Annotated in this window: 23 protein-coding genes; 9 read left to right on the forward strand and 14 right to left on the reverse strand. The window is 71.2% G+C overall.

What is annotated here, in order from left to right; translation table 11 throughout:
* Position 1: 1 nt before the first annotated feature.
* The 3 genes from ABH928_RS22290 to ABH928_RS22300 form a co-directional block, all read right to left on the reverse strand.
* On the reverse strand, positions 2 to 2983 hold the full coding sequence (locus tag ABH928_RS22290; protein ID WP_370069179.1) for a glycine--tRNA ligase: 2982 nt from the start codon (positions 2981 to 2983) through the stop codon (positions 2 to 4).
* Positions 2984 to 3135: 152 nt separating this feature from the next.
* Positions 3136 to 4869, reverse strand: coding sequence for a ricin-type beta-trefoil lectin domain protein (locus ABH928_RS22295; protein WP_370069181.1), 1734 nt, complete (start codon positions 4867 to 4869; stop codon positions 3136 to 3138).
* Between the two features lie 140 nt (positions 4870 to 5009).
* Positions 5010 to 5132 carry a hypothetical protein gene (locus ABH928_RS22300; protein WP_370069183.1) on the reverse strand — a complete coding sequence of 41 codons (123 nt, stop codon included), beginning with the start codon at positions 5130 to 5132 and terminating at the stop codon, positions 5010 to 5012.
* Positions 5133 to 5284: 152 nt separating this feature from the next.
* On the opposite strand from ABH928_RS22300, the gene ABH928_RS22305 reads away from it, so the two are divergent.
* Both ABH928_RS22305 and ABH928_RS22310 read left to right on the forward strand, forming a co-directional pair.
* Entirely contained in the window at positions 5285 to 5734 is a 450-nt protein-coding gene (locus tag ABH928_RS22305; protein WP_370069351.1) for a zinc-binding dehydrogenase, read from the forward strand.
* Positions 5735 to 5779: 45 nt separating this feature from the next.
* Entirely contained in the window at positions 5780 to 6154 is a 375-nt protein-coding gene (locus ABH928_RS22310) for a DUF4267 domain-containing protein (RefSeq protein ID WP_370069185.1), read from the forward strand.
* Positions 6155 to 6204: 50 nt separating this feature from the next.
* On the opposite strand, the gene ABH928_RS22315 is transcribed toward ABH928_RS22310, so the two are convergent.
* From ABH928_RS22315 to ABH928_RS22335, 5 genes are all read right to left on the reverse strand, one after another.
* A complete protein-coding gene (locus ABH928_RS22315; protein ID WP_370069187.1) occupies positions 6205 to 7053 on the reverse strand; it encodes an SAM-dependent methyltransferase in 849 nt (282 codons plus the stop codon).
* 132 nt (positions 7054 to 7185) lie between these two features.
* Positions 7186 to 8103: a polysaccharide deacetylase family protein gene (locus ABH928_RS22320; protein WP_370069189.1), complete on the reverse strand. Its 918-nt coding sequence runs from the start codon at positions 8101 to 8103 to the stop codon at positions 7186 to 7188.
* Positions 8104 to 8380: 277 nt separating this feature from the next.
* Positions 8381 to 9127, reverse strand: a complete 747-nt coding sequence (locus tag ABH928_RS22325) for an ABC transporter permease (RefSeq protein ID WP_370069191.1) — start codon at positions 9125 to 9127, stop codon at positions 8381 to 8383.
* On the reverse strand, positions 9124 to 10629 hold the full coding sequence (locus ABH928_RS22330; protein ID WP_370069193.1) for a hypothetical protein: 1506 nt from the start codon (positions 10627 to 10629) through the stop codon (positions 9124 to 9126). Before ABH928_RS22330 ends, ABH928_RS22325 begins: the two co-directional genes overlap by 4 nt.
* A 41-nt stretch (positions 10630 to 10670) precedes the next feature.
* Complete coding sequence (locus ABH928_RS22335) at positions 10671 to 11603, reverse strand: ATP-binding cassette domain-containing protein (RefSeq protein WP_370069195.1); 933 nt, start codon at positions 11601 to 11603, stop codon at positions 10671 to 10673.
* A gap of 167 nt (positions 11604 to 11770) precedes the next feature.
* Here ABH928_RS22335 and ABH928_RS22340 point away from each other — a divergent pair, with 167 nt between their 5' ends.
* Both ABH928_RS22340 and ABH928_RS22345 read left to right on the forward strand, forming a co-directional pair.
* Complete coding sequence (locus ABH928_RS22340; RefSeq protein WP_370069197.1) at positions 11771 to 12961, forward strand: sensor histidine kinase; 1191 nt, start codon at positions 11771 to 11773, stop codon at positions 12959 to 12961.
* The gene (locus tag ABH928_RS22345; RefSeq protein ID WP_370069199.1) at positions 12958 to 13638 is read left to right on the forward strand and encodes a response regulator transcription factor; all 681 of its coding nucleotides are present in this window, start codon (positions 12958 to 12960) and stop codon (positions 13636 to 13638) included. The genes ABH928_RS22340 and ABH928_RS22345 overlap by 4 nt, the downstream gene beginning before the upstream one ends.
* Before the next feature lie 73 nt (positions 13639 to 13711).
* Here ABH928_RS22345 and ABH928_RS22350 read toward each other — a convergent pair whose 3' ends face one another.
* Positions 13712 to 14827, reverse strand: coding sequence for a 3D domain-containing protein (locus ABH928_RS22350; protein ID WP_370069201.1), 1116 nt, complete (start codon positions 14825 to 14827; stop codon positions 13712 to 13714).
* A gap of 254 nt (positions 14828 to 15081) precedes the next feature.
* Between ABH928_RS22350 and ABH928_RS22355 the strand changes: the two genes are divergently transcribed.
* Positions 15082 to 16263: a helix-turn-helix domain-containing protein gene (locus ABH928_RS22355; RefSeq protein ID WP_370069203.1), complete on the forward strand. Its 1182-nt coding sequence runs from the start codon at positions 15082 to 15084 to the stop codon at positions 16261 to 16263.
* Positions 16264 to 16630: 367 nt separating this feature from the next.
* Here ABH928_RS22355 and ABH928_RS22360 read toward each other — a convergent pair whose 3' ends face one another.
* A complete protein-coding gene (locus tag ABH928_RS22360) occupies positions 16631 to 19150 on the reverse strand; it encodes an alpha-amylase family glycosyl hydrolase (protein ID WP_370069205.1) in 2520 nt (839 codons plus the stop codon).
* 388 nt (positions 19151 to 19538) lie between these two features.
* Here ABH928_RS22360 and adh point away from each other — a divergent pair, with 388 nt between their 5' ends.
* Together adh and ABH928_RS22370 are read left to right on the forward strand one after the other, a co-directional pair.
* The gene (gene adh, locus ABH928_RS22365; RefSeq protein ID WP_370069353.1) at positions 19539 to 21056 is read left to right on the forward strand and encodes an aldehyde dehydrogenase; all 1518 of its coding nucleotides are present in this window, start codon (positions 19539 to 19541) and stop codon (positions 21054 to 21056) included.
* The gene (locus ABH928_RS22370) at positions 21056 to 21469 is read left to right on the forward strand and encodes a DUF779 domain-containing protein (RefSeq protein ID WP_370069207.1); all 414 of its coding nucleotides are present in this window, start codon (positions 21056 to 21058) and stop codon (positions 21467 to 21469) included. The genes adh and ABH928_RS22370 overlap by 1 nt, the downstream gene beginning before the upstream one ends.
* Before the next feature lie 34 nt (positions 21470 to 21503).
* Here the strand turns inward: ABH928_RS22370 and ABH928_RS22375 are convergent, their stop codons facing one another.
* Complete coding sequence (locus ABH928_RS22375; protein ID WP_370069209.1) at positions 21504 to 22016, reverse strand: DUF6069 family protein; 513 nt, start codon at positions 22014 to 22016, stop codon at positions 21504 to 21506.
* Positions 22017 to 22393: 377 nt separating this feature from the next.
* On the opposite strand from ABH928_RS22375, the gene ABH928_RS22380 reads away from it, so the two are divergent.
* Positions 22394 to 23005, forward strand: a complete 612-nt coding sequence (locus ABH928_RS22380; protein ID WP_370069211.1) for a hypothetical protein — start codon at positions 22394 to 22396, stop codon at positions 23003 to 23005.
* A 124-nt stretch (positions 23006 to 23129) separates the two neighbouring features.
* On the opposite strand, the gene ABH928_RS22385 is transcribed toward ABH928_RS22380, so the two are convergent.
* Positions 23130 to 23318, reverse strand: a complete 189-nt coding sequence (locus ABH928_RS22385) for a hypothetical protein (protein WP_370069213.1) — start codon at positions 23316 to 23318, stop codon at positions 23130 to 23132.
* Between the two features lie 125 nt (positions 23319 to 23443).
* Between ABH928_RS22385 and ABH928_RS22390 the strand changes: the two genes are divergently transcribed.
* Complete coding sequence (locus ABH928_RS22390; RefSeq protein WP_370069215.1) at positions 23444 to 23674, forward strand: DUF2277 domain-containing protein; 231 nt, start codon at positions 23444 to 23446, stop codon at positions 23672 to 23674.
* A 57-nt stretch (positions 23675 to 23731) separates the two neighbouring features.
* On the opposite strand, the gene ABH928_RS22395 is transcribed toward ABH928_RS22390, so the two are convergent.
* Together ABH928_RS22395 and ABH928_RS22400 are read right to left on the reverse strand one after the other, a co-directional pair.
* Complete coding sequence (locus ABH928_RS22395; RefSeq protein WP_370069217.1) at positions 23732 to 24280, reverse strand: MarR family winged helix-turn-helix transcriptional regulator; 549 nt, start codon at positions 24278 to 24280, stop codon at positions 23732 to 23734.
* Positions 24264 to 25547: an FUSC family protein gene (locus ABH928_RS22400; RefSeq protein ID WP_370069219.1), complete on the reverse strand. Its 1284-nt coding sequence runs from the start codon at positions 25545 to 25547 to the stop codon at positions 24264 to 24266. The genes ABH928_RS22395 and ABH928_RS22400 overlap by 17 nt, the downstream gene beginning before the upstream one ends.
* Between the last annotated feature and the right edge of the window lie 57 nt (positions 25548 to 25604).

The following is a 25604-nucleotide window of genomic DNA, read 5'->3' on the forward strand; positions in this document are numbered from 1 at the left end:
GTCACTTGAGCTCGGTCCAGGCGAGGACGGGGCTGACGAGTTGCTGGACGGTGGCCAGGAGGGCGAGGCGGTTGGCGCGGATGGTGAGGTCCTGGTCCATCACCATGACGCCGTCGAAGAAGGCGTCGACCGCCTCCACCAGCGGGCTGCTCTGCTGGAGGAACGCCGCCAGGTCGGGCTGGTCGCCCAGGATGGTGCGCAGCTTGAGGACGATCTGGTGCAGGTCGTGCTCGGGCCCGGCGGAGAACAGCGCGGGGTCGGGCGTGGGCTCCGTTCCGGTCGGGACGATGCGCAGCACGCGCTGGACCGCGGCGGTCGCCAGCGCCAACGGCGCGGTGCCGTGGGCTGCTTCGAGTTCCGCGAGTCGCCCGGCGGCCCGCACCGGACGGTCCGCCTGCGGCAGGACCGCGCGCACGTCCTGGACGGCGTGTCCGGCCTCCAGCAGCTGCTGCTCGAACCGGCGGACGACGAACTGCTGGGCCTCGTCAAGGCTTTCGGCGGTGACGTCCAGCGGCTGCCGCTCGGCGGCGATCCGCAGCATGCCGGAGACCGTCAACGGCGAGAGCGCCGGGTGGGCGCGCAGGATGTTGACCACGCCGAGTGCGGCCCGGCGCAGGCCGAAGGGGTCGGAACCGCCGGTCGGCGCGCCGCCCAGGGGCAGCAGGCCGGCGAGCAGGTCGGCGCGGTCGGCCAGGGCGAGCAGTGCGCCCGCTGTCGACTCCGGCAGCCGGTCGGCGGAGTGGCGGGGCAGCTCCGTCTCGAAGAGCGCCTGGGCGACCTCCTCGGGCTGGCCCGCCTGCCGGGCGTAGACCTCGGCCATGACCCCGGCCAGGCTGGAGAGTTCGGTGACCATCTGCGAGCCGAGGTCGAACTTCACCAGCCCGGCGGCCTTCTCCAGGGTGATCAGGTCGCGGGCCCCGATGGGCAGCTGCGAGGCGAACTCGGTGGCCGTGGACGCGATCCGCTGCGCCCGGTCGGCCATAGAGCCCAACTTGTCCTCGAAGGTGAGCAGTTCGAGCCGCTCCTGCATCGACGCGAGCGGGGTGTCCAGGTCGGCGCGCCAGAAGAACGCGGCGTCCTCGTAACGCGCCCGCAGCACGGCCTCGTTGCCGCGCCGCACCACGTCCTGGTCGCAGGCGCCGTTGGCGACCGTCACGAAGTACGGCAGCAGCTTGCCCTCGGCGTCGAGGACGGGCAGGTAGCGCTGGTGCTTGCGCATGACCGTGGTGAGGATCTGGTCCGGCAGTTCCAGGTACTTGCGGTCGAAGGTGCCGAGGATCGGGGTCGGGTACTCGACCAGGTTGGCGATCTCGTCCACCAGCGCGCGGTTGGCGTCGAGGTCCACCACGCCGCCGACCTCGGCGGCCAGGCGCGTCGCGGCGGCCCCGATCGCCGCGCGGCGGGCAGCGGTGTCGGCGACGATGCCGTGGCGGGCGAGCAGCTCCAGATAGCCGTCGGCCGCGGGGACCTCGATGACCGGCTGCTCGGCGGTGCGGTGGACGCGGGTGGTGCGGCCTGCGGCGAGGCCGGACACCTCGAAGGGCACGACCTCGTCGCCGAGCAGGGCCAGGATCCACCGGATCGGGCGGCTGAAGGACAGGCCGGAGGCGTTCCAGCGCATGTTCTTCTCCGCACGCAGGCCGGAGACGACGGCGGGCAGGACCTGCGCGAGCACCTCCTCGGCCGACCGGCCGCGGACCGGGCGGGTCAGCACGACGTGCTCGCGTCCGCCGAACTCGGCGCGGGTCAGCTCGGCCGGGTCCGCGTCCTGGCTGCGGGCGAAGCCCAGCAGCGCGGGCGTGGGCGCGCCCTCGGCGTCGTAGGCGGCGGAGACGCGCGGGCCGCGCACGGACTGCTCGTGGTCGGGCTCGGTGGCCTCGACGCCCTCCAAGGTCACCACCACGCGGCGCGGGGTGGCCGCGACGTGCAGGGTGCCGTGGCCGAGCCGGGTCGCGCCGAGCCCGGTCTCAATGGCCTCCCGTACCTGGTCGACGACGCGGTCGGCCTCGGCGGGCGGCAGCTCCTCGAAGCCGATCTCGAAGGCGAGCGTCCGTCGTCCGTCCGTGCCGGGGGCGGGAACGGGCTCGGCGGTGTCCTGGGTGGCGGCGTCGGCCGCGCCCGCTCCGGTGCCCAGCGGGTGGCCCAGCTCGGCGCGGCGCTCGGCCCACAGCTGCGCCACCTCGTGGGCGAGGCCGCGCATCCGGGCGAAGGAACGCGCGCGCTCGGTGGTGGAGATGGCGCCGCGGGCGTCGAGCACGTTGAAGGAGTGCGAGCACTTGAGCACGTAGGAGTAGGCCGGGACCGGCAGCCGCAGGTCGAGCAGGCGACGGGCCTCGCGGGCGTAGGCCTCGAAGAGCTCGCGGTTGGTGTCCACGTCGGCGTCGTCGAGGTAGTACCGGCTCATCTCGTACTCGGCCTGGCCGAAGACCTCGCCGTAGGTGACGCCGGGCGCGTAGACGATGTCCTTGAAGTGGCTGACCCCCTGAAGGGCCATCAGGATGCGCTCCAGGCCGTAGGTGATCTCCACCGACACCGGGTCCAGCGTCAGGCCGCCGGCCTGCTGGAAGTAGGTGAACTGGGTGATCTCCAGGCCGTCCAGCCACACCTCCCAGCCGAGCCCCCAGGCGCCGAGCGCGGGTGAGGCCCAGTTGTCCTCGACGAAGCGGACGTCGTGCGCCTCGATGTCGATGCCGAGCGCCTTGAGGCTGCCCAGGTAGAGCTCCTGCGCGTTGCCCGGCTCGGGCTTGAGGATCACCTGGAACTGCGTGTGCGTCTGCAGGCGGTTGGGGTTCTCGCCGTAGCGCGAGTCGTCGGGGCGCACGCTGGGCTCGACGTAGGCGACCCGCCACGGCTCCGGGCCCTGGACCCGAAGGAAGGTGGCTGGGTTGAGCGTTCCGGCGCCGACCTCGCTGTTCATCGGCTGGGCGACCAGACACCCCTGCTTCGACCAGTACGTGTTGAGGGCGAGCAGAGCTTCCTGCATCGTCAGCATTGGTGCAACCCCACAAGTTGGTGAACTGGCCTTCCGGGGCCGCACCCTGCGTTGCGGCAGAGTGCGGCCCCGGAAAGCCGACGGTCCCGTGATTGTATTGACTACGGCCGGTCACCGACCTCGGGGTTCGCGCGCGAGGTGGGTCAGACCGGCAGGGACCAGATCTGGTTGAGCTGGTTGCTGCCGCAGGGCCAGGCGTCGAGCGGGGTCGCGTCGGCGGTGCCACCGCCGTTGACGTCGAGGCAGAGGCCGGAGTGGGTGTCGACCAGGTTGCCGTTCTGCTGGTAGCTCCAGGTCTGCCCCGGTGCGCCGGTGCAGGTCGCCAGCACGACCGCGGTGCCGTCGGCGGTGCCGCCGTTCTGCACGGAGAGGCACTTGCCGAGCGTGCGAACGGTGACGTCGGAGCTGCCGGCGCCGTCGGGGGCCAACTGCCAGCGCTGGTTGGGATTGCCGGTGCAGCTGTACAGGATGACCGGATTGCCGTCGGCGGTGCCGCTGCCGGAGTCGTCGACGCATTTGCTGCCGTTGCCCACGAGCTGCCCCGTCGGGACGGTGGCCCCGCACCCCGAGGCCGGGCTGACGCGGAGGATCGCCGTGCCGTGGGAGGGGATGGTCGCGGTGAGGGCGCCGGTGCTGGTCGTGCTGGTGCCGGTCCACAGGTCCTTGACCGACCAGGTGCAGCCACTGCCGCCGGTGAAGCCGACGTCGGCGGTCGTGGTGGTGACCGTCTCGGCCGTTCCGCCGCGGTTGAGCAGGGCCACCGCGCGGTCACCGTTGGCCAGCGGCTTGGCCAGGATGTCGGTGGTCCCGTCGGAGGAGAGCACCGCGCCCTGCTTGCCCAACGGGTCCTGGTCCACCGCGACGACGTCGCTGTTGCCCAGGTCGGCGACCGACTGCGCGGACAGTGAGGACACGTCGGAGGAGAGGATCATCGGCGCGCTCAGCATCGCCCAGAGCGCGATCTGGCTGCGGGACTCGTCCGGGGTCATCCCGGAGTCGCCCGCGATCAGGAAGTCCGGGTCGTTCCAGTCGCCGGGCCCGGCATAGCGGCCGAGCCAGCGGTCGTAGCCGTAGTTGTCGAGGACGCTGTAGAAGCGGTCCGCGGTCGGGTTGCTGGCATCGTACGTGGCGATGTCCCATCCCTCGCGCCAGAGTTGGCCGTACTGGCCGGTCCAGCCGAGGACGCTGTACCAGTCCGGGGTGCCGCGCTCTGCGCTGCCCTGGAAGTAGGCGGGCGCGGACTCGGAGAAGACGATGTCCCGGCCCGACGCCTTGAGCGCGGCGTTCTCCGCCGCGTACGCGCCCTGGTAGGCCTGGAGTTGGGTCTGGCCCTTGGCCTGGTAGAGGTTGCAGCCGTCCAGCTTGAGGTAGTCGACGCCCCAGGAGGCGAAGAGCTTCGCGTCCTGGGCGAAGTGGTCGGCCCCGCCGCCGTTGGGGACGCCGCTGCCCGGGTAGCCGCCGCAGGTCTGGTAGCCCGCGTCCTCGTAGATCCCGAACTTGAGGCCGAGGCCGTGCAGGTAGCTGCCGAGCGCGGCCATGCCGTCCGGGAAGAGGGTCGGGTTGGCGACCAGGTTGCCGTTGGCGTCCCGGCTGGAGGCCAGCCAGCAGTCGTCCACGGTGACCGTGTTGTAGCCCTTGGCGGCCAGGCCCGAGCTGACCAGGGCCTGGGCGTTGGCCTTGACGACCGCCTCGCTGACCCCGCACTGGTAGTGGGCCCAGTCGTTCCAGCCCATCGGCGGGGTGACGGCGAGCGCCGCGCCGTCGCCGGAGGTCGCCGTGGTCGACGCCTGCGCGGCACCGCCGCCCGCCAGGGCCCCGGTCAGCGCGAGCGCGGCTCCGAGCGCGGCGCGTGCCGCGCGGATGCGTAAGGTGCGCATGGATCAGGCTCCTTTCTGCTCACTCATGTTCACTTGGTCATGAACATGAAAGCGAATGCGCCGTCAGGCGGCAAGAGCTGGGACAGGTCGAGGGCGCGCGGGATCAACCGCCGGACACGCCAGGCCACTTGCTGTCGTCGTCAGGAGATGACGGTCGACTTCTCTTCGAATCGGTCGATGCCGCCGGACCCGGTGTCGAGCTGCGGGTCGGCACCCGTATTGCCGGGTTCGTCGACGGATTCGACCGCGACCACGGATCCCATGCCGAGCACCTCCTGGTCTCCGCCGCGAATGTCGCCGTCGTTCCGGACGGCCTGGACCTGGTCGAGGCGGCGACGGTGCCGCTCAACGCACCGCCGCGGCCCAGCTCGTCGACCTCCTCGGTGAGCCGTCGAGCGAGGCTCGGCGCTTGCTGGTGACCGGCGCGGCCGGTGCTGTGGGCGCGCACGTCGCCGTGCTCGCCCAGGACCGCGGCTGGCGGGTGACCGGGCTGGCCCGAGCGGTCGACGAGCCGTTCGTCCGGGGTCTCGGCGTCGACTTCGCCACCGATCTCGGGCAGGAGCGGGACTGGGATGCCGTTGCCGACGCCGGAGCCCTGCAGGAGCAGGCCCTACGGGCGGTGCGCGACGGTGGCCGCTTCGTCGGCGTGCAGCCGGCCGCGCGACTTCCCGAGGAGCGCGGCATCGCCGTCGAGGTCGTGTTCGCCCATCCCGACGGTGCGCTGCTCGCCGGATTGCTCGCACGGGTGGCCACGGGGGAACTCCCGGCTCGCGTCCACGCGGTCGTGCCGCTCGACGAAGCAGCCGGTGCCTACCAGGCGATGGCCAAGGGCGGCGTCCGCGGCCGGATCGTTCTTGTCCCTTGACAACCGATTCGTCAAAAATGATTCCCTCAACGGACAGGACAGCCCATGCTCACCACCAGTGCCACTGTCCTCGCCGGCCTGATCGGCGCGGCCCTCATCCTCATGGGCGGGAATGCCGTCACCAGGCCGCGGACCGCCGCCGGCTTCGGCATTCCCGACGCACCGGCCGACGACCCCGCCTTCTGGCCCTGGCTGCGCGTGAAGGGTCTGCGCGAGATCGTGCCCGGGGTGTTCGTATTCGTGTTGATGCTCGTCTCGACCACGTCAGTGCTGGGTTGGTACATGCTGGTGTTCGCCGCGATACCCGCCGGAGACGCGGTGGTCGTGCTGCGCAGCGGTGGGCCGAAGGCCATCGCGTACGGCGTCCACGCCGCAACGGCGTTGGTGATGCTGGCGACCGGCATCGGTCTGCTGGTCTGACTCGCCGGTTCCTGGCGCGAGGGCCGGGACTTCGGGGGACTTCTGGGCCGTTACGGCTTGCGGGCGATCGCGCCGTGCATCTGGACGTGTGCGTCGAGCAGAGCGGCGGACTCCTCGTCCGGGTGCCAGCGGTGCACCAGCTGCACGCCGGGGTCGAGGACCTCAAGACCGGCGGAGGTCAGGAGCGCCGCGACCTCGTCCCTGGTGCGGGCGCGCTCCGGGATGCCGCGCGCGGCGTAGACCGCGAGGCCCTCCTCGACCTCCTTCGGGTTGCTGTCCGCGGTGACCGTGGACAGCGCCAGGAAGCTGCCGGAGGCGAGCGGGGCGACCAGGTGCCGGATGATGGCGCGGGCGGCGTCCTCGTCGGTGACGAACTGCAGGATGGCGAAGAGGCTGACCGCCACCGGCTGCGTCAGGTCCAGGATCCGGTGCAGCTGCGGCGAGGCGAGGATCGCCTCGGTGTCGTGCAGGTCGGCGTCGATGTAGCTGATCCGGCCCTCGCGGGTGCCGGTGAGCAGGGCCCGGGCGTGCACGAGCACGAGCGGGTCGTTGTCCACGTACACCACTCGGGCGTCCGGGTGCACGGCTTGGGCGACCTGATGGGCGTTCGGCTCGGTCGGCAGCCCGGTGCCCAGGTCGAGGAACTGGCGGACGCCGTGCTCGGCGGCCAGTCGGTGGATGGCGCGCCGCATGAACTGCCGGTTGGCGCGCATGGACACGGGCAGGCTGGGCCACACCCGGGCGATCTCCACCGCGGCCGCCCGGTCGGCGGGGAAGTTGTCCTTGCCACCGAGAAAGAAGTCGTAGATGCGCGCGGAGTGCGGCACCTCCGGACGCAGCGACGGCGCGGGCGCGGTCTCCGGTGCGGTTGCCCGCATCCAATCCTGACTGTGCGTCATCGTGCGCCAACTCCTGATCCGCCGGTCCGCCGTCGAGTCGATCATGCCCGACGTCGGCAGCATGCTACGCCTGCGCGAGCGGTTGGTCCGGCCCGGCAATCGGACGTGCCGTCAGTTATCCGGTCAGACGGGTCAGACGTAGTCGGTGACGTCGGCGACGGTGAAGCCCTGGGCCTGGATGTGCCGGTACAGGTTGGCCATCATCTGGACCATGGTCTCGCCCTTGAGCTGGGCCGGTCCGCGGAAGTGGCAGAGGATGATGTCGCCGGGGTGGAGCCGGTGGGCGGGGTCCTGGTACTGCATGTCGTGGATCTCCATCGACTCCTTCCACAGCATCATGCCCCGCAGGCCCGCCTGCCTGGCCGCCGTGACGGTCGCGGTGTCGTAGTTGCCGCCCGGCGGCCGGAACAGGTACGGCGCCACGCCGTACTCCTTGCGCAGCTTCTCCTGCTGCCCGGCGATCTCCGCCAACTGCCGTTCGGCGGAGAGGCGTGGCATGTCCAGGGGGTGGGTGAGCGTGTGGTTCTGGATCGACACGAACCCGGTCGCGTGCAGCTGGGCGAAGTACCGGTAGTCGTCCTTGATGAGCGTGTCGGCGAGGCTGACGGTCAGCGGGACCTGGAAGTCCTTGACCATCTGGATGAACGCCGGGTCCTTCTCCAGGCCGTCGTCGATGGTGACGAAGACGACCTTCTCGGTGATCGGCACCCGGGAGAAGACCTGCGGGTGCGCCAGGCTGAGCGTGATCGGTTTGACGGCGGGCGGCGGAGGAGCCGGCGCGAAGGGCTTGAGCCCCGGATAGCGACGGGCGATCAGCTCTGCGTCCACGGAGCTGCCGACGGGGAGGGACGGGCTCGCGGACGGCGCGGTGGATGCGCTCGCCGCGTCACCCGATGGCGAGGAGGAGTTGCCACCGCACGCGGTGGCGAACGATCCCAGGGCGGCGAGGCTGACCGCGCCGCCCAGCAGACGCCGACGGGTCCAGGTAGAGGTGGACCAGGTAGAGGTGGATGAGACAGACGAGGAAGACGAGGCAGGTGAAACCGTCACAGGTCTGAGCATGTCAGGCGGCCCGACCGGTGATCAACTCGCACTCGGCCGGTCGGTGTTGTCACGACTGCTGCTGCTCCGGCCGACGGAGGGTGCCATCCGCCCGCCGGACACGGCCTGAACGCGGTTGACGGCCGGCTGAACTGCGGGTGTACAGAGGAAGCCGCCACGCTGGTGCCGATCGGGAACGGCGCGAGAATGGGAACTGACGAACGTGAATTCCTGCCTGTCGCAGCGTGGTGGCCCGCAGTGGGTTCTGCGGGCCACGACGTGCGTCTCAGGCGCCGCGCCGCCGCAGGACCGCACCGCCGAGCAGCAGCGCGGCGCCGGTCCAGAGCGCCAGCACGCCCAGCCCCGTCCACGGACCGATCGGCAGCCTGTCGAGGCCGGTCGTCGCCTGCACGGCCAGCCCGGCGGGCATCGGGCCGACGCGGGCCAACTGCCGTTGCAGCCAGGGATCCGTCACGACGTGGGTGAGCAGCGGAAAGAGGTACAGCAGCGCCAGCACCGTGCCCGACGCCACCCCGCCGTCCCGGACCGCGAAGCCGACGCCCAGCGCCAACAGCGTGACCAGGACCAGGTAGAGGACGGACCCGAGGGCAGCCCGCAGCGAGGACCCGTCGGTGAGGGCAGGTCCGCCCGCCAGCAGTAGGTGGCCGAGGAGCAGCGACCCGAGGACCGCGACGCCGCCCGTCACCGCGACGGTCGCACTCAGCACCGCCGCCTTCGCGGCCAGAACCGTCGTCCGCGCGGGCACCGCGGACAGCGTCAGCTGGATCAGCCCGCTGCCGTACTCGCCGCTCACGCTCAGCACCGCCAGGACCACGGCCACCGCTTGACCCGCTGTCACCCCGCTGAGCGCGAGCCGTGCGGGGTCTCCGACGCTCCGTGCCCCGTCACAGCTCGCCGCGCCCACGGCCACCGTGACCGCGACCAGGCCGACCAGCAGCCACCGGAAGCCCGTCTCCGTCCGCAACTTGGTCCACTCCGCGCGGCAGGCACGCCCCAGCACGACGGTGTTCATGCGTCCCTCCGGCGCAGCACGAACGCCGCGGCGGCCAGGGCGGCGAGTGCCCACCCGGCGAGTACCGCGAACCCACCCCAGGGCGGCAGCGGAAAGTAGCCGTTGGCCGGGGTGTAGACGGAGAGCACCTGCTCGTAGCGCGGCAGGGCCTGCTGGACCGCGAAGCCGGCCGCCGGGGTGAGGCGGAGCAGCCACTGGGCCGGACCGGTCGGCAGCATGCCGCCGAGCGCCAGCAGGTAGGGCAGGACGGTCACCGCGACCAGGGCCGTGATCGCCGTGGCACTGCGGCGCAGCAGCACGCCGAGCGACAGCGCCAGGACCGCTGCCGCAGCCAGCAGCAGGCCGGTCCCGAGTACGGCTCGCAGCTGCTCCGCCGCCGGCACCGTCAGGACCGCGAAGTGCACGGCGTGAGCGCGTGCTTCGCCCAACGGCAGGGTCACTGCGGCCGCACCTGCGCCGACCACGAAGGCGACCGCAGCGACCAGGACGGCCTTCGCACCCAGCACCCGGCCTCGCTTCGGGGTGGCGGCCAGAGTGAGGCCGAGCAGTCCGCGTCGGTACTCGGCGGCTGCGAACTGCGCGGCCAGCACGCCGAGCACGATCAGACCGACGAAGGTACCGACCAGGAACGTCTCGACGGTGAACGCCGGACCACCGGCCGGTCCGCCGACGACCGGCGCGATGTCGCCCGCGCCGGTGATGCTGAAGCCGACCCCGGCCCCGTCCCCGTTCGCGCGGTAGCCCCCGGTCGTTCCGGGCACGTAGCTGCCGGAGGCGCCCGCGTCCTGGCCGACCTGCGCGTAGGCCCAGCCGCCCTGCCACGCTCCCGTGAGCGCGGGCCGACCGAAGGTGCCCGTTGCCGTGGCGGGGGAACTGCCGCCGCCTCCGTCCGTCTGCACGGCGGCGGGGGAGGTGACGAAGAGCCCCGCCTGGACGGCGCCCCCCGGGACCGAGGCGGTGCCGATCTCGGTCCAGTGGGTGCCGTCCGTCGAGTCGTAGCCAGTCACGTTTCGCCCGGCCCGGACCAGCCGCAGCCACTGCGGTGTGGCCGGGGACGGAACACCTGTCAGGTCGGCGGCGCGGTCGTGGACATAGTCGTCCTGCATCCGGACGCCGTGGGCGCCGGTCGCCGTCACCGCCACGTACGAGGAGCCCGGCGTGAGGCTCGGCGTGACGATGATCCCCGCCTTGGCCCACGGCGTGACGCCCGGTGACGTGCGACCAGGGCCGCCGTTCGGGTCGCTGAGCACGCCGGTGAGTGCGGTGACCTGCACGGTGAGCGAACCGTCGCCGGTCAGCGTGCGGTGGACGAAGGAGTAGCTGTCGTCGACCGCCTCCCCGCCCGGTCCGACCGGGAGCGCGGCGGCGCCGCCCGGGTGCTGGTTCGACGAGACCGTGCCGATCAGCACGAACAGCACCGTGGCCAGCGCCGCGCCGACGCAGCCGAGCACCCAGCCGCGCACGGTGCGGAACTTGGTCCACTCCGCATGGAGAGTCCTCATCGACCCCGTCGGCCTCATCTTCCTGACCTCCCTCGTCGTCCTCATCGCCCGGCCTCCGGGTCGGACGAGGCGCGGAACTGCACGGCCTCCCTGGTCAGTTCGAGGTAGGCCTCCTCCAAGGTGACCCGGTGCGCCGACAGTTCGGCGAAGGAGACACCGTTGCCGGCGAGCAGGGAGACGATCGCCTCGCCGCTGACACCCGTGACGGTCAGCGCGTCCGGCCCGGACGGCCGCACGGTGGCCCCGGCCCGGGCGAGGACCGTCGCAGCCGCCGTCGGGGAGGTGGTCCGCAGGATCACCCGGCCCGCGGCGACGCCGTCCAGCAGCTCGCGCACGCCGGTGTCGGCGACGACACGCCCTCGACCGACCACGACCAGGTGGTCGGCGACGCCTTCGAGTTCACTCATCAGATGGCTGGACACCAGCACGGCGCGACCTTCTGCGGCCAGCGAGACGAGCAGCGCGCGGATCCACCGGATGCCCTCCGGATCCAGGCCGTTGAAGGGCTCGTCCAGCATCAGCGTGGGTGGATCGCCGAGCAGCGCGGCCGCGATTCCGAGCCGCTGCCGCATCCCCAGGGAGAAGCCACCCGCCCGGCGCCGCGCCGCGTCGGCCAGCCCGACCTGGCCGAGCACGTGGTCGACCCGGCTCTGTGGCAGGCCCTGTGTGTGAGCGAGCCAGAGCAGATGGTTGCGGGCGGTGCGGCTCGGCTGCAGCGCACCCGTGTCCAGCAGCGAGCCGAGCCGGCGCAGCGGCTCCGCAAGACTCCGGTACGGATGCCCGCCGACCAGCGCGCGGCCCGCGTCGGGCGCGTCCAGCCCCAGCACCACGCGCATCGTGGTGGACTTGCCCGCTCCGTTCGGCCCGACGAAGCCGGTCACCCGGCCCGGCCGCACCACGAAGCTCATCCCGTCCAGCGCCTGGGTCGCGCCGAAGCGCTTGCGCAGGCCCTCGATCTCGATCCCGCCGTCCATCGGTCACCTCTCCGACTCGTCCGTCCGTACTCGGTGTCGCCAGGCTGCGCGAGGGCGCATGACAAGGCCGGAACGGCCGCTGTCATGCCGCTGTTAGGTCGGCTCGCCTAGCCTGATCAGGCGTGACCGTGACCGTGACCGTGACCGTGAACGAGTGAGGAGCGCTGGTGAGGGACGAGGGAGTGTCCGGGCGTGGGCCGCGTCGCCGCAGCGTGCGTTGGCGGTTCACCTACCTGTACGCAGGGCTGTTCCTGGCCTCCGGAGCCGCGACGCTGGCCGTGGTCGCCGCCTTCGCGGGCGGTTCCGTCGACGTCGGGCCGGGGCCCGGCTCCGGTGGCGCGTTGTACGGCGCGTCGGCTGCGGCGCTGGCACGGATCGCGAGCCTTCAGCACCAGCTCGCGCAGGCGCAGGCCCGGCAGAACGAGCAGTTGCTGCTCGGCTCGGCGGTCGGACTGCTGGTGATGGGTCTGCTTTCGCTGCTGCTCGGCTGGTACGCCGCCGGTCGGGTGCTGCGCCCGCTGAGCGCCATGACCGCCGCCACCCGACGGATCTCCGCCGACAGCCTGCACGAGCGCCTCGCCGTCGACGGCCCGCACGACGAACTGCGCGACCTGGGCGACACCGTCGACGAGTTGCTCTCCCGCCTGGAGAACTCCTTTGCCGCACAGCGCCGTTTCGTGGCCGACGCCTCGCACGAACTACGCACCCCGCTGGCCACCCTGCGTGCGGCGGTGGACGTCACGCTGGCCAAGCCCAGCCCGCTGCCGGAGCAGACCCGCGTCCTGGCCGGCCGGGTACGGACCGAACTCGACCAGGTCGACCGGCTGTTGGACGGGCTGCTGACCCTGGCCCGCGCCCAGCACGACCTGCCGGAGCCGGAGTCCGTCCCGCTGAACGACCTTGCCGAGGAGGCGCTGGCCGCGCGGGGTCTCTCCGTCGATCAGGTGCTGGATGCCGCGCCCGGCGCTCTGGTGCGCGGAAACCGGACGCTGCTGCGGCGGTTGGTGGAGAACCTGGTCGACAACGCGGTCGTCCACAACGAGCCGGGCGGCTGGGTCCGGGTCGCCATCGGTGAGGCGGGGACCGAGGTCGAACTGGTCGTCGAGAACGGTGGTTCGATACTGACGGAGGATCAGGTGGCCGAACTCACCCGCCCGTTCCGCCGAGCGGGACCGGGACGAACGGACACCACCGGATCGGGGCTGGGGCTGGCGATCGTCGCGGCCGTCGCCGCTGCGCACGACGGCCGACTGGAGCTCACGGCACGGGTCGGCGGCGGTCTGCGCGTCGTCGTCACCCTGCCCGCCGAGGTCGAGGTCGAGGTGGAGGCCAAGGTCGAGGAGGCGGACGCGCCATGAGGGTGCTTGTGGTGGAGGACGCCCGCGCGCTGGCGGAGATCGTCGTCGAGGGCCTGCGTGACCAGGGGATGGCTGTCGACGTCGCCCATGACGGCTTGGAGGCGGCGGCCAAGCTGGACGTCAACGGCTACGACGTGGTGGTCCTGGACCGGGACCTGCCGGGCCTGCATGGCGACACCCTGTGCCAGATGATCACCGAGCGGGACGAGCGGCCGATGGTGCTGATGCTGACTGCCGCGGACTCCGCTGCCGACCGCGTCGGCGGCCTGGGCCTGGGCGCGGACGACTACCTCGTCAAGCCGTTCCACTTCCCCGAACTCGTGCTGCGGCTCCGTGGGTTGGCGCGCCGCCGCCCCTATGCGAAGGCCCGGTTGCTGCGCGCCGCCGACATCGAACTCGACCCGGTCCGGCGCAGCGCGACCCGCGACGGGCGCCGACTGGATCTCTCGGTCAAGGAGTTCGAGGTCCTGGTGGCACTGCTCCAGGCCAGCCCCGCGTTCCTGAGCGCGGAAGCCCTGCTCGAACAGGTCTGGGACGAACACGCCGACCCGTTCACCAACACGGTCGCCGTCACCGTCGGCCGACTCCGCCGCAAACTCGGCGATCCGCCGGTCATCACCACCGTCCCCACGGTCGGCTACCGGATCGTGGACGGGCCGGGCAGTCCGGGTCGGTGACGTGGTCGATGGAGCAGCGCCTCCTGCGGTCGTAGGCAGTCGCTGCTCCGTCGCTGGCTGGGTCGCTAGGTGCCTAGGTGCAGGGCTCGTCGGCGGTCCACACGGCCCAGGAGGTCGCGGCACCCGGCGCGGCGTTGGTGGAGCCGTAACTCGCGGTGTAGTTCTCGCCGTTGTAGGAGACCACGGCACCTGTCACGTACGTGGTGGCGGCGCTCCACGCCGTCGCGCAGGTTGCGGCACCGCTCGATGTCGGGGAGGGGGACGGCGAAGCGCTGACCGACGGCGACGCGCTGGCCGACGGGCTCGGTGAGGCCGACGCCGATGCGGACGCCGACGCCGACGCCGACGCCGACGCCGATGCGGACGCCGACGCCGATGTCGAGGGGCTCGGCGAGCCGCCTCCGCTCGCGTACGGATCGGCGATCACCGTGACTGTCCGGTCCTGCACACCCCAGTTGTTCGCCTGGTCGCCCGGAAGCCAGACGTCGACGGTGTCGTTCTGGATCCAGGTGCCGAGATCAGCGGCGTAGCAGGTGCCGTAGCCCGGAACCGTGAAGTAGGTGCCCCACGGGATCACCCGTGGATCGGTTGCACAGACGCCGAGTTGGGAGTTGTATCCGGAGGCCGTCTGGCCGGTGTTGTCGTAGGAGGTGACCATCATGGGGATCTGCGTCCCCACCGGCACGTCACCCGCGCCCGGAGCGAGCGTCCCGTCCGCGCCGAGCCAGTACGGAACGGAGAGCTGGCCGAGCGAGGCGTCCGAGTTGCTGGTGTCGTACATCGCCACGACGTCGTAGTACGCGCCCTGACACGGCGCGGTGTCGGTGACGGTCAGCGGGCCGGTCTGACCCCAGTAGCTGATGTAGCCGATGTCCACGCCGTCGCGCCACACCTTGTAGGCCACGGCGTTCGGCACCGGGTTGACGGTGACCGTGACCTGACCGTTCGTCAGCGTGCCGCTGATCGTGGGCGCGGCCGGCCGCGTGGAGAAGTCGACGGCGGAGGCGGTCTGCAGCGGCGGGACCCAGGGGGTGGTGGTCCGGGGCGGCGGCGTGATCCCGGAGGCCCAGAACGGGCAGGCGGGCAGTGAGCTCGCTGCCTGCGGCTGCCGGGTGGTGGTGGTGCTGGCCGATGCGGGCGACCCGAGCAGCAGGGAGGACAGGGCGACGACCACGGCGGCTGCGGCCATCGCGGCGAACCATAACCGCGCGCGTGTGGTGAGTGGAGGCATGGCTGTGCTTCCTTCTCGGCGAGGTGTGGGGGAGGGCGGGCGGCGGGGTTGTATGGCATGTACACCCCACTCAGCGTTGTGCCCAGTGAATCGGATCTGCCGAGTCGTCGTCAATAGGTCCAGACCAATAACGTCTAGACCAATTCGTGGGCGGAACAGGCGAGCGCGTTGATCGGCTCCACGCCGTCTGGAGCGCGCGTACGCTCGGAGGCATGGGTGCGAACGTGGGCGAACGGCTGCGGGAGATCCGCAAGCGGAGCGGGCTGACGCAGCGTGAGCTGGCCGGCGAGTCCGGCGTTTCGCTGTCCCTCATCCGCAAGCTGGAACAGGGCGAGCGCCAGGACACATGGCTGGAGACGGTCCGGCAATTGGCCGTCACGCTTCGCGTACCGACCACGCGCCTGATCGTCGACGCCCACGAGGAGACAGCCGGCACCGCCACCGTGGACCGGTGGGCACCCGTTCGGCAAGCCCTGCTCGGCCCGCCGCAGCGGCCCGGCGACATGAACGAGGCTCCGACCGTCGTAGGCGTGCAGGCGACGCTCGACGCGGCACTGCCCTTGTTCTCGGGGGACCGGCTCTCCGAGCTGGGCAAGCTGCTGCCCACGCTGTTGCGCGACGCCGACGAGGTCGCCGGCATGGGCCCGGAGGGTCGGGCGGTACGGGCGCGCCTGCTGCACCTCACGGGCTGGCTGCTCACCCAGACGCGGCAGTTCGACGCCGCCGAGGAAGCACTGGAGCGCGCCCTGGACGAAGCGCCGGACCGCGTGCAGGCAGCGACGACGGTCAGCACCATGTGCTGGCTGCTGTTGCGCAGGGGACGACTGGCTGACGCGCGTCAACTGGCGACGCAGTGGGCTGACGAGACCGAGCCGCGGCTGTCGAAGGCCACGCCGGCCGAGCTGAGCGCCTGGGGCTGGCTGCTGCTGCGCGCCTCAGCCGCGGCCATCCGCGACGCGCGCGAGGGCGAGGCGGACGACACCCTCAGGTACGCCAGGACCGCAGCCCTCGCGATGGGACGCGAGTACGCGCCCAAGCACGACTTCCTGCAAACCTTCGGCCCGCTCACCGTTGAGCTCAAGCGCGCCGAGAACGCGATGATCGACGACAAGCCCGACCTCGTGCTCCAGTTGGCCGCGCGCCTCCCGACGGGCGGACTGCGCCCGACGTCCAACAACCGCAACCGGCACCTGCTCGACGTCGCCAACGCTCACACCAGACTCCGCCGGTACGGGGAGGCTGTCTCCGTCCTCACGCAGATCAGCCACGAGGCCCCGGAGTGGCTGCCCAACCAGCGCTACGCCCGCGACATCCTGGGACTGGTGATCGCGCGCCGCCGCACGCTCACTCCGGACATGCGCGCCCTTGCGGAAGCGGTGCAACTGCCGCTGTAACGCCCGGTGGCACTTCTGGTCGATCACGCACCAAAGTGCCAATGACTGACGCCCATCACCCCCATAGCGTCGACAGCGCGGCGGACGAAAGCCGCTGATCGGCCAGGACGAGGAGGCGGCGATGGAGCGTGCGGACGATACGGGCGGGTGGCGGGAGCGACCCGGCCCGCTTTGCGAAGAGTGTGGCCGACTCCGCGAGCAGGCGCGCGCCGCCCTCCTCAGCGGCGACCTGTCCCGGCTCACCGACGTGCGCGTCATGCGGAACCGTCACCGTCAGGCCGAGCACGGGCAGGCCGCATGACGCCCACCGGCGGCCGACCGCCCCCGCAGCTCGCGGAGGCGGTCCGCCGACGGTCCGGGCAGTGCCTCAGCTCGCCGTGAAGACGGTCACCGCCTGCGGGTCGCACGAGGTGTCGGTCGCGGAGGTGGCCCCTTGGGAGTTGAGCACCTTGGTCCACGTCCCGGCGGGCAGCGTGACGTTGTAGGCGCTGGTGGTGGGGTTGACCACCACCACGGTGTCGTAGGTCGTCGGCGCGGCCGGGTTGTCGCTGGTCTCGGCGACCACGACGGAGCCGTTGACCTGCGTCGTCATCTGGTTCTTGACGGCCGACCAGGTCGTCAGCCGCAGCGAGGCGGTGGCCTTCCGCAGCGCGATCGCGGCCTGGTAGTAGCTGTCGATCGAGGCGTTGGTGACCAGGTCGCCCCAGTGGATCGCGTTGACCGGGTCCGGGGCGTTGTAGGAGTTCATCGCCGTCGTGTAGTCGCCGTTCACCACCTTTGAGCGCAGGAACTCGTCGCCCTCGGCGATCACCGGAACGCCTTGCGAGGTGAGGATCGTGCCGACGGCCAGTCTGTCGATCGCCCCGGCCGCTCCTGACGCTCCGCCGGTCGCCCCGGAGTAGGTGATCTTGTCGTAGAGGTTGAGATTGTCGTGGATCGAGACGTAGTTCATCGTCTGCTCGGGATTGAGCGCGAACGCCGGGGTCCACAGGTTGGAGGAGACGGGCGTGGTGCTGTCGGCGTCGGTCGGTGAGCCGGTCATCCCGAACGCGATGGCGGACGGATTGCCGTTGTCACCCATGTACGCCATCACGTTGTCGTCCGTGCCGCCCCGGATCGCGTCGCGGTAGACGCCGTTGAAGGCCCCGAAGTGCACCGGCGCGAGAGCGGGCATGTTGCCGTAGCGCACCTTCTGCGGCTCGTTCGGGTCGCTGGCCCCGCCGTTCCACGGCTCGCCGTAGAACATCAGGTCGCGGTCGGGGTAGGTGGTCTCCAGGTAGTTCGTCCAGTTGTAGACGTTGTTGTAGTAGTGGACGCCCGCCAGGTCGAACCGGAAGCCGTCGACGTTGTAGTCGCGGACCCAGTGTTCGAGCGAGTCCTGGATCATCTGACTGACCATCGGGTTGCCGTCGTCGATCGAGTTGCCGGTGCCGGACAGGTCGGTCGACGTGTAGTACTTGCCGGTGATGTTGCCGAAGACGTTCTTGCTGTAGGTGTGGTTGTAGACCACGTCCATGATCACGCGGATGCCGTTCTTGTGGAACGCGTTGACCATGTCCTTGAACTCGCGGATCCGGTCCTCCGGCGCGGTGAACTGCGAGTACTGCTCCTCGGGAACGTTGTAGTCGACCGGGTCGTAGCCCCAGTTGGGCACCGTGCTGCCGAAGTCGAAGGCAGGCATGATCTGGACCGCGGTGACGCCCAGCTGCTTGAGGTGGTCGATCCCGGTGCTGACGCCGTCGTAGGTCGTCCCGTTCTCGACCAGGCCGAGGAACTTGCCGCGCTTGGCCGGGTCGACGCCCGAACTCGGGTCGACGGTGTAGTCGTGGACGCTCAACTCGTAGACGACCGCGTCCGTCCGGTTGACCAGCGCGGGTCGCGGATCCCAGCCCCCGTCCGTCGGCGTCACCGCGGCGGTGTCCACCACGACGCCCTCGGTGGTGTTCGGCACCACCATCTGCGCGTACGGGTCGGGCACGGCAACGCCGTTGACGTAGAACTGGTAGTCCTGGTCGAGCAGGTTCCCGGTGACCACGGTCTGGTAGACGGAGGAGTAGCCCGCGAGTGTGGTCGGGGTGAGGGTGTAGCTGCTGCCGCTGACGCTGAGGGTGACATTGGAGCTGTCCGGCGACCAGATGCGGAAGGTCGTCGCGGTCGACGTGTACAGCGCACCGAGGGTGTCGAGCGGCGCGGTGCTGCCCGAGTTGCTCACCACGGTCAGCAGGTGGGTGGCCTCGTTGTAGGAGAAGGTCGTGGTGTCCCCGTCGGCCGGCACGGTGAAGGGGATGTTCGCACCGTTGGCGGCGCCGCCCGCACCGTAGTTGGTGGTCCAGGACTGTCCGAGGGTCACCTTGGTGTTCCAGGTCCCGGCCGGGATCGCGGTGGTGGACCAGGTGGAGACCCCGGTGCCGTTCGGATCCGTCATCGTGGTGCCCGCACAGGTGGCGTCCCAGGTCGCGCTGCAGCCTGCTGCGGTCTGCCAGTCGCCGGTGGCGGTGACGACCGGCATGGCCGAGTTGTCGGTGACGACGTGCGTGTCCGGGTCGTAGACGAACGCGACCGCCTCCCCGCCGGCGGGGACGGTGATCTCGATGTTCGCGCCCCCGGGCGCCCCGCCCGCGCCGTAGTTGACGGTCCACGCGTCGTCGATGGCGACCTTGTACGAGTAGCTCCCCGCGGGCAGGTCCAGCGACGCCTTCCACCGGCCGTCCGCGGCGAGCGTCATCTGCGCCTGCGCGCAGGCGGGTTGCCAGGTGGCGGAGCAGCCGATCGCCGTGTCGAACGTCCCCCCCAGACTCACCTCCGCGGGTGCGTCGGCATGCGCGGGCGCAGACCGGGTCACGGCCCCGCCGCCGAGCAACGCGAGTGCGGCGGCGAGCGCCGCCATCCGGCGGAGGGCTGTCGTGGTCCTTCGGGGGCGGGTCCTTCGGCAGCTGGTCTTTCGATGGGTCAGGCGCATCGGCGGGGAAGCCTCCTGGTCAGGCCGAGGCACCGCGCATCCCGGGCACGGTGCGTCGGACCATGACAATCCCGCCCTGCGGTGGCGGCGTCAAGGCTTCTGAAAGCATTTTCTGCAACTTGCGGACCAGGCTTCCAGCTGCCTTGGCAGCCACCGTCGGCCCAGGCCCACGCGTTCACCGCGGCAGTTCCCCGGAGTTGACGCGCCGGAAGCGCGGGACGCGGCGCCAACCTTTTGCCAACCTCCGTCGGCGAGAGTGTGCGGCGACTCACCGGATTCACCGGATTCACCGGACGTGCTCGACGAGGAGGACGCGATGGTCTACGCCCAGCCCGGGACCGAGGGCAGCATCGTCAGTTTCAAGCCCCGGTACGACAACTTCATCGGCGGTGACTGGGTCGCTCCGGCGGAGGGCCGCTACTTCGACAACCCGACACCGGTGACCGGTGAGACGTTCTGTCAGGTCGCCCGCTCCACCGCGCCGGACATCGAGCGGGCGCTGGACGCCGCCCACGCCGCGGCGGAGGCGTGGGGGCGGACGTCCCCGACGGAGCGTGCCAACACGCTGAACCGGATCGCGGACCGGATCGAGCAGCACCTGGAGCGCCTCGCCGTCGTGGAGACATGGGAGAACGGCAAGCCGGTACGCGAGACGCTGGCCGCCGACCTGCCGCTCGCGGTGGACCACTTCCGCTACTTCGCGGGCGCGATCCGGGCGCAGGAAGGCAGCATCTCCCAGATCGACGAGGACACCGTCGCATACCACCTGCACGAGCCGCTGGGCGTGGTCGGGCAGATCATCCCGTGGAACTTCCCGATCCTGATGGCGACATGGAAGCTCGCCCCCGCGCTCGCGGCCGGTAACTGTGTGGTCATCAAGCCGGCCGAGCAGACCCCGGTCAGCATCCTGGTGGTGATGGAGTTGATCGCCGACCTGCTGCCGCCCGGTGTCGTCAACATCGTCAACGGCTACGGCGTCGAGGCAGGCAAGCCGCTGGCGTCCAGCCCGCGCGTGGCCAAGGTCGCCTTCACCGGTGAGACCACGACCGGGCGTCTGATCATGCAGTACGCGTCGGAGAACATCATCCCGGTGACGCTGGAGCTGGGCGGCAAGAGCCCGAACATCTTCCTGCCGGACGTGATGGCCCACGACGACGACTTCCTCGACAAGGCCGTCGAGGGCTTCGTGATGTTCGCGCTCAACCAGGGCGAGGTCTGCACCTGCCCCTCGCGGGCGCTGGTCCACTCCTCGATCTACGACGAGTTCATGGCACGCTGCCTCCGCCGCACCGAGGCGATCGTGGGCGGCGACCCGCTGGACCCGGCGACGATGATCGGCGCCCAGGCCAGCAACGACCAGTACGAGAAGATCCTTTCCTACCTGGACATCGGTGTGCAGGAGGGTGCGCAGGTGCTGACCGGCGGTGGTCCGCGCAAGGTCCCGGGACTGGAGGGCGGCTACTACATCGAGCCGACGGTCTTCAAGGGCCGCAACGACATGCGGATCTTCCAGGAGGAGATCTTCGGTCCGGTCGTCTCGGTCACCACCTTCGACACCGAGGACGAGGCGCTGCGGATCGCCAACGACACCCTCTACGGCCTCGGCGCGGGCGTCTGGTCCCGCGACGGAAACACCGCCTTCCGCTTCGGCCGGGCCATCAAGGCGGGCCGTGTCTGGACCAACTGCTACCACGCCTACCCGGCGCACGCCGCGTTCGGCGGGTACAAGAAGTCGGGCATCGGGCGCGAGAACCACAAGATGATGCTGGACCACTACCAGCAGACCAAGAACCTGCTGGTCAGCTACTCCGACAAGAAGCTCGGCTTCTTCTGATGGCCCCCGGCCCGCGTACCGCGCGGGTGGAGCTGACCGCGCCGGCCGCCGTGCTCCTGCGGCGGCTGGCGCGGCAGCACGGCCCGCTGATGTTCCACCAGTCCGGCGGCTGCTGCGACGGCAGTTCGCCGATGTGCTACCCGCGCGGGGAGTTCCGTGTGGGCGGCCAGGACGTGCTGCTCGGGCAGGTCGACGGCGACACCCCGTTCTGGATGAGCGCCGATCAGTTCCTGTACTGGCAGCACACGCATCTGACGGTCGACGTCGTGCCCGGCCGAGGCAGCGGTTTTTCGGTCGAGGCCCCGGAGGGAGTCCGCTTCCTGATCCGCTCCCGGCTGCTCACCGAGGCCGAACTCGCCCGCCTCGAAGCCGAACCACGGCTGCCTACCGGAGCCGACCCGCCCGAGTCATGACCGCAGACCCGCCGCCGGACCGGTCACAGACCGGTCACCATTCGCGCGCGTCGTAGCGCTGCGGCTGGGGACGGCCCTGGGGCTGGGCGTACGGGCGTCGTCGCGCGGTTTCCTGGGCTCCGCGGGCCGCGCTGATCAGCAGCAGGGTGACCACGACTCCGAGGACGAGGTTGAGTGTGACCGTCGCGATGACCTCCGTGCTCGTGCCGACGACCTTCAACGGCATGATGACGGCGACGACGGTCAGCAGGGCCATGATCCAGCCGAAGAAGACCGTGGCGCTCGGCGTCGTCGAGAGCAGAAAGTGCAGCAGGCCGGTCGCGACCAGGGCGACGACACCCGCGGCCACCGCGTAGCTGGTGGTGCTGGCGTCGCCCCACAGGCCCTCGCCCTGAGGAGCGAGGATGGCGAGGTGAAGCATTCCACGCGCGATCAGAATGCCGACCTCGGTGAGCAGCCCCGCCACCACGGCCGTCGCGATGCCGCCGCCCCACAGGCGTCCGGCATCGATCCGCGGTCCGTCGTCCTCGGGATAGGGATGGGTCACTTGGGGGCTCTCCTCCGTCGGTATGGGCGGCGCGGCCAGCCACGCTAACAGCGGGGATTGCAGGCGAAGCGTGCCCTTTGGGGAGGTTTCGCAACGATCGCGGCCACCGGGGTGCGGATGCCCGCTGCCTACCAGCTTTGGCCCGCCCACATCTGACGTGCAATCAGCAGTGCGGCCGCGAACACCGGGAGCCGGGTCGCCAGCCCCACGGCGATCTCGCCGCCGGGGCCGCTGCTGTGGCTCTCCCGCCGACCGGTGGATTCGGCAGGGGGTTGTCCCCACCAAGTCCCCACCGAGGTTTCGCCATTTCCTTCGTTTGAGTGGAAGGGGCCGGGCTCGCTGGCCCGCTGCCTCCATGGGCCGCTAGCGTCACGGCCGTGATCGCGGACCTGACACCTGCCGACATGGTGGCCGATCCGGTCAGCTGCTTGGCCATCTTCGAGGACAGGGTGCGGATCGAGCAGCTCCGGCTGGAACAACTGGACAGCATCGTCCGGGAACTGACGCGCATTGTGGGCGCGCAGGACCGGCTGCAAGCCCTGCTCGACGGCCGCGAGCCGGCCGAGGACGAGCCGCATGCCGCGTTGCTGGCCCGGCCACGCGTCCCCGCGCCGGGGCGCGGGTCGATGCGTGGGCCGGCACGATCGGCACGGTCGGCGTCGAACGGGGGCGGGGTCAACGGCTCGGCCACCGGCGGGTCGATCACCGGCCGGTCGATCACCGGTGGAGCGGGTGGCAGCGTGGCGGACGGCGCGTCGCGCGAGCGGCCGGGGCGGCATCTGGACCGCGCGATGGAGGTGCTGGCGGGCGAGCCGCAGCGGCACTGGAGCGCGCCGGAGATCGCGGCGCTGATCGGGGCGGACGCGGACTGGCTGCGCTTCGTGCTCCACAGCGCGGCCAACCGCGGCCTGGTCAAGCGGCACGCGCAGACCCGTCCCGCCGGGTCGACCCGAGGCCGCCCGGTGGCCATCCGCTTCAGCGCGGCGTAGCGCGAGGCGTAGTGCTCAGCGCGGCGGAGTGGGAGGTACAGGGCCTAGGGGCGCGCAGCCGCGACCGGGGTGCGGCGAGCGACTGGACCGGTCGGCCGCCGCACCCGGTGTGCCGCGGGCACCGTCAGGGCAGCAGGCGCTCGACCGCCGCCGCCCCCTCCTTCTCGAGGGCCTTGCGCGCCTTCTCGATCAGCTCCGGCGTGGGCTCCCGACCGCTGGCGCGGACCATGTCCTCGGGGTCGACGGGGTGCTCGGCCCCGGTGTGGAGCAGCCGGTCCGGGGTCGGTCGCGACTCATCCTCGGATTGGGACATCTGTACCTCCTGGCCGGTGCGTACGCGTCGTCCTACTCCCTGCACTGTAGGCCGCCGACGCCCCACCCGCACGCCACCGTTTCCGGCCTTCTCGGACTGTCACAGGCACGTCCTACGCTGGATGCATGTGCCGATCGATCAAGACCCTCCGCGCCCCGGTCACCCCTGATCCACAGGAGGCCGACATCCACGCCGCCGCGCTGCAGTACGTGCGCAAGATCTCCGGCTTCCGCGCCCCGGCCGCGCACAACCGGGAGGTCTTCGACGAGGCCGTCGAGGCCGTTGCCACGGCCACCCGCGACCTCCTCGACACCCTGGTGGTCCGCGGAGCGCCCCGTGCCGCCGCCGACGCTTAGGGCCTGTCTCATGGCTCAGGGGGCCTGTCTTATGGCTCAGGGCCGGCCGTAACGGTCTCAGCCCAGGGTACGCGCGAGGCGGCCTTCCAGCAGGAGCAGCAGGTCGGCCAGTCCGTCCGCCAGCCCGGCACGTTCGGTGGCCGGGAGGCCGGAGAACAGCGAGCGCTCGAAGGCGAGTTGGGCGGGCAGAATGCGGTCGGTCAGCTTCTGACCGGCCTCCGTCAGCGTCAGGCGGGCGACGCGGCGGTCACGGCCGTCCGACCGGCGCTCGACCAGGCCGCGCTCCTCAAGGCGGCGCAGCCGCTTGGTGACCGCCGCGCCCGACGCGAAGGTCTCGCGGACCAGCTCGCCCGGGGTCAGTGATCGGCCCGAGCGGCGCAGCGTCCCAAGCAGATCGAACTCGGCGCGGGTCAGCTCCTCGTGACGCAGCTGGTCGTCGGAGGCCTGTTGCAGCAGCGCGGCGCAGCGGTTGATCCGGCCGACCAAGCCCATCGGCTCCACGTCCAGGTCGGGGTGGACGGCCCGCCACTGCCGCATGACGCCGGTGACGATGTCCTCGCCACGGGTCTCCCCGTGTGCGTCCGTCCCGTCAGGCAGCTCGGACATCGGCGGACTCCCGTTCTCCCAGCAGGGCGAGCACCCGGTGTCCTTCGCGTTCCACGCGCTGTACCTCCTCGATCGCGATCGGTCGCTGCCACCACTCTCCCGCATGACCGTCCGCGGATTCACGCAGCTCGTGCAGGGAGTCGGCGAGCCGGACCCGGCTGACCTGCGGTACGGCGGCGACCGCCGCCTCGGTGCGCCGCAGCGCCCGCGCCAGCCGGTCGCTGGCACGGCGGTTGGTGACCAGCACCGCGCTGAGGATGCCGAACGCCGCGCCGAGCACGGTGTCCAGCCAACGGTCGCCGACCAGCGCGCTCACGGGTTCGGCGGATCCGGTGCCGGCCAGGTCGCCGATCGAGACCAGCAGCAGTGCCATCGGCGTCACGAAGACCTGCGCCACCCAGTAGTTGCGGGTGATCGTCGCCTCCGCGCCGATCTGGCACCCGCCGATCAGCAGCAGTGCGACCAGCGCGCCGTAACCCGAGGCCCGGCTGAGCGGCACGGTCGCGGTGAAGAGCACCAGGCCGAGCAGGCTGCCGACGGTCCGCTGCAGCGCGCGCTGCCAGGAGACGCTGGTGTTGGCGCGGTGGACGGCCGCCGCCGTCACCACGGCCCAGTACGGGTGCCCGACCCCGGCCGCGAGCGAGGCCCACCCGGCCAACGCGCAGCTCACGCCGACCCTGACCGCCAGCGGCAGCAGGCTGCCCAGGCCCTGCGGCGCACGCGGGACGCCCAGCGTCAGCGCCGGACCGTGCGGCTTGACCAGTGCCGGAGCCAGGCAGACCGCCCAGGCGACCGCGCCGCCGACGAGGACCAGCCCGAGATGCGCCGGGATCTCGCCGAGTCGCTGCGGTACGAAGAACGCCGACGCCCCGACGAAGGTGAAGATCACGTTGCCGGGTGGCCCGAGCCGCGTCGCGTCGCAGAGCAGCTTGTGGAGGCAGGCGAGCAGCGCGGCGAGCGCGATCAGCACGACGGTCGACCGCACTGTCGCGGCGGCGGTCAGCGCGACGCCCACCGTCGCGGCCATCCCCAGCACCACCCAGGCCAGCGCGCGTGCCCGCTCCCGGTACGGGAGGGCGTGCGTGAACAGTGCGCACATCGTTCCGGCGGAGGTGTAGAGCACCAGGTCGAGCCGCCCGAGGACGAGCAGCAGCAGGTTCGGCAGCAGCGTCGCGACCGCGACGCTCAGGGCAGGACGGTGCCACGGCCCGACGGCGGGACGCAGGCGGAGAGTTCCGCGCAGGGGGAGGGAAGGGAAGCCGACCATGCCATGAATATTAGCAGGTGTTTTACTCGTGAAAGATATTCCGCGTGGCTCCCTGGC

The organism is Streptacidiphilus sp. MAP5-3, assembly GCF_041262505.1.
GTDB lineage: Bacteria > Actinomycetota > Actinomycetes > Streptomycetales > Streptomycetaceae > Streptacidiphilus.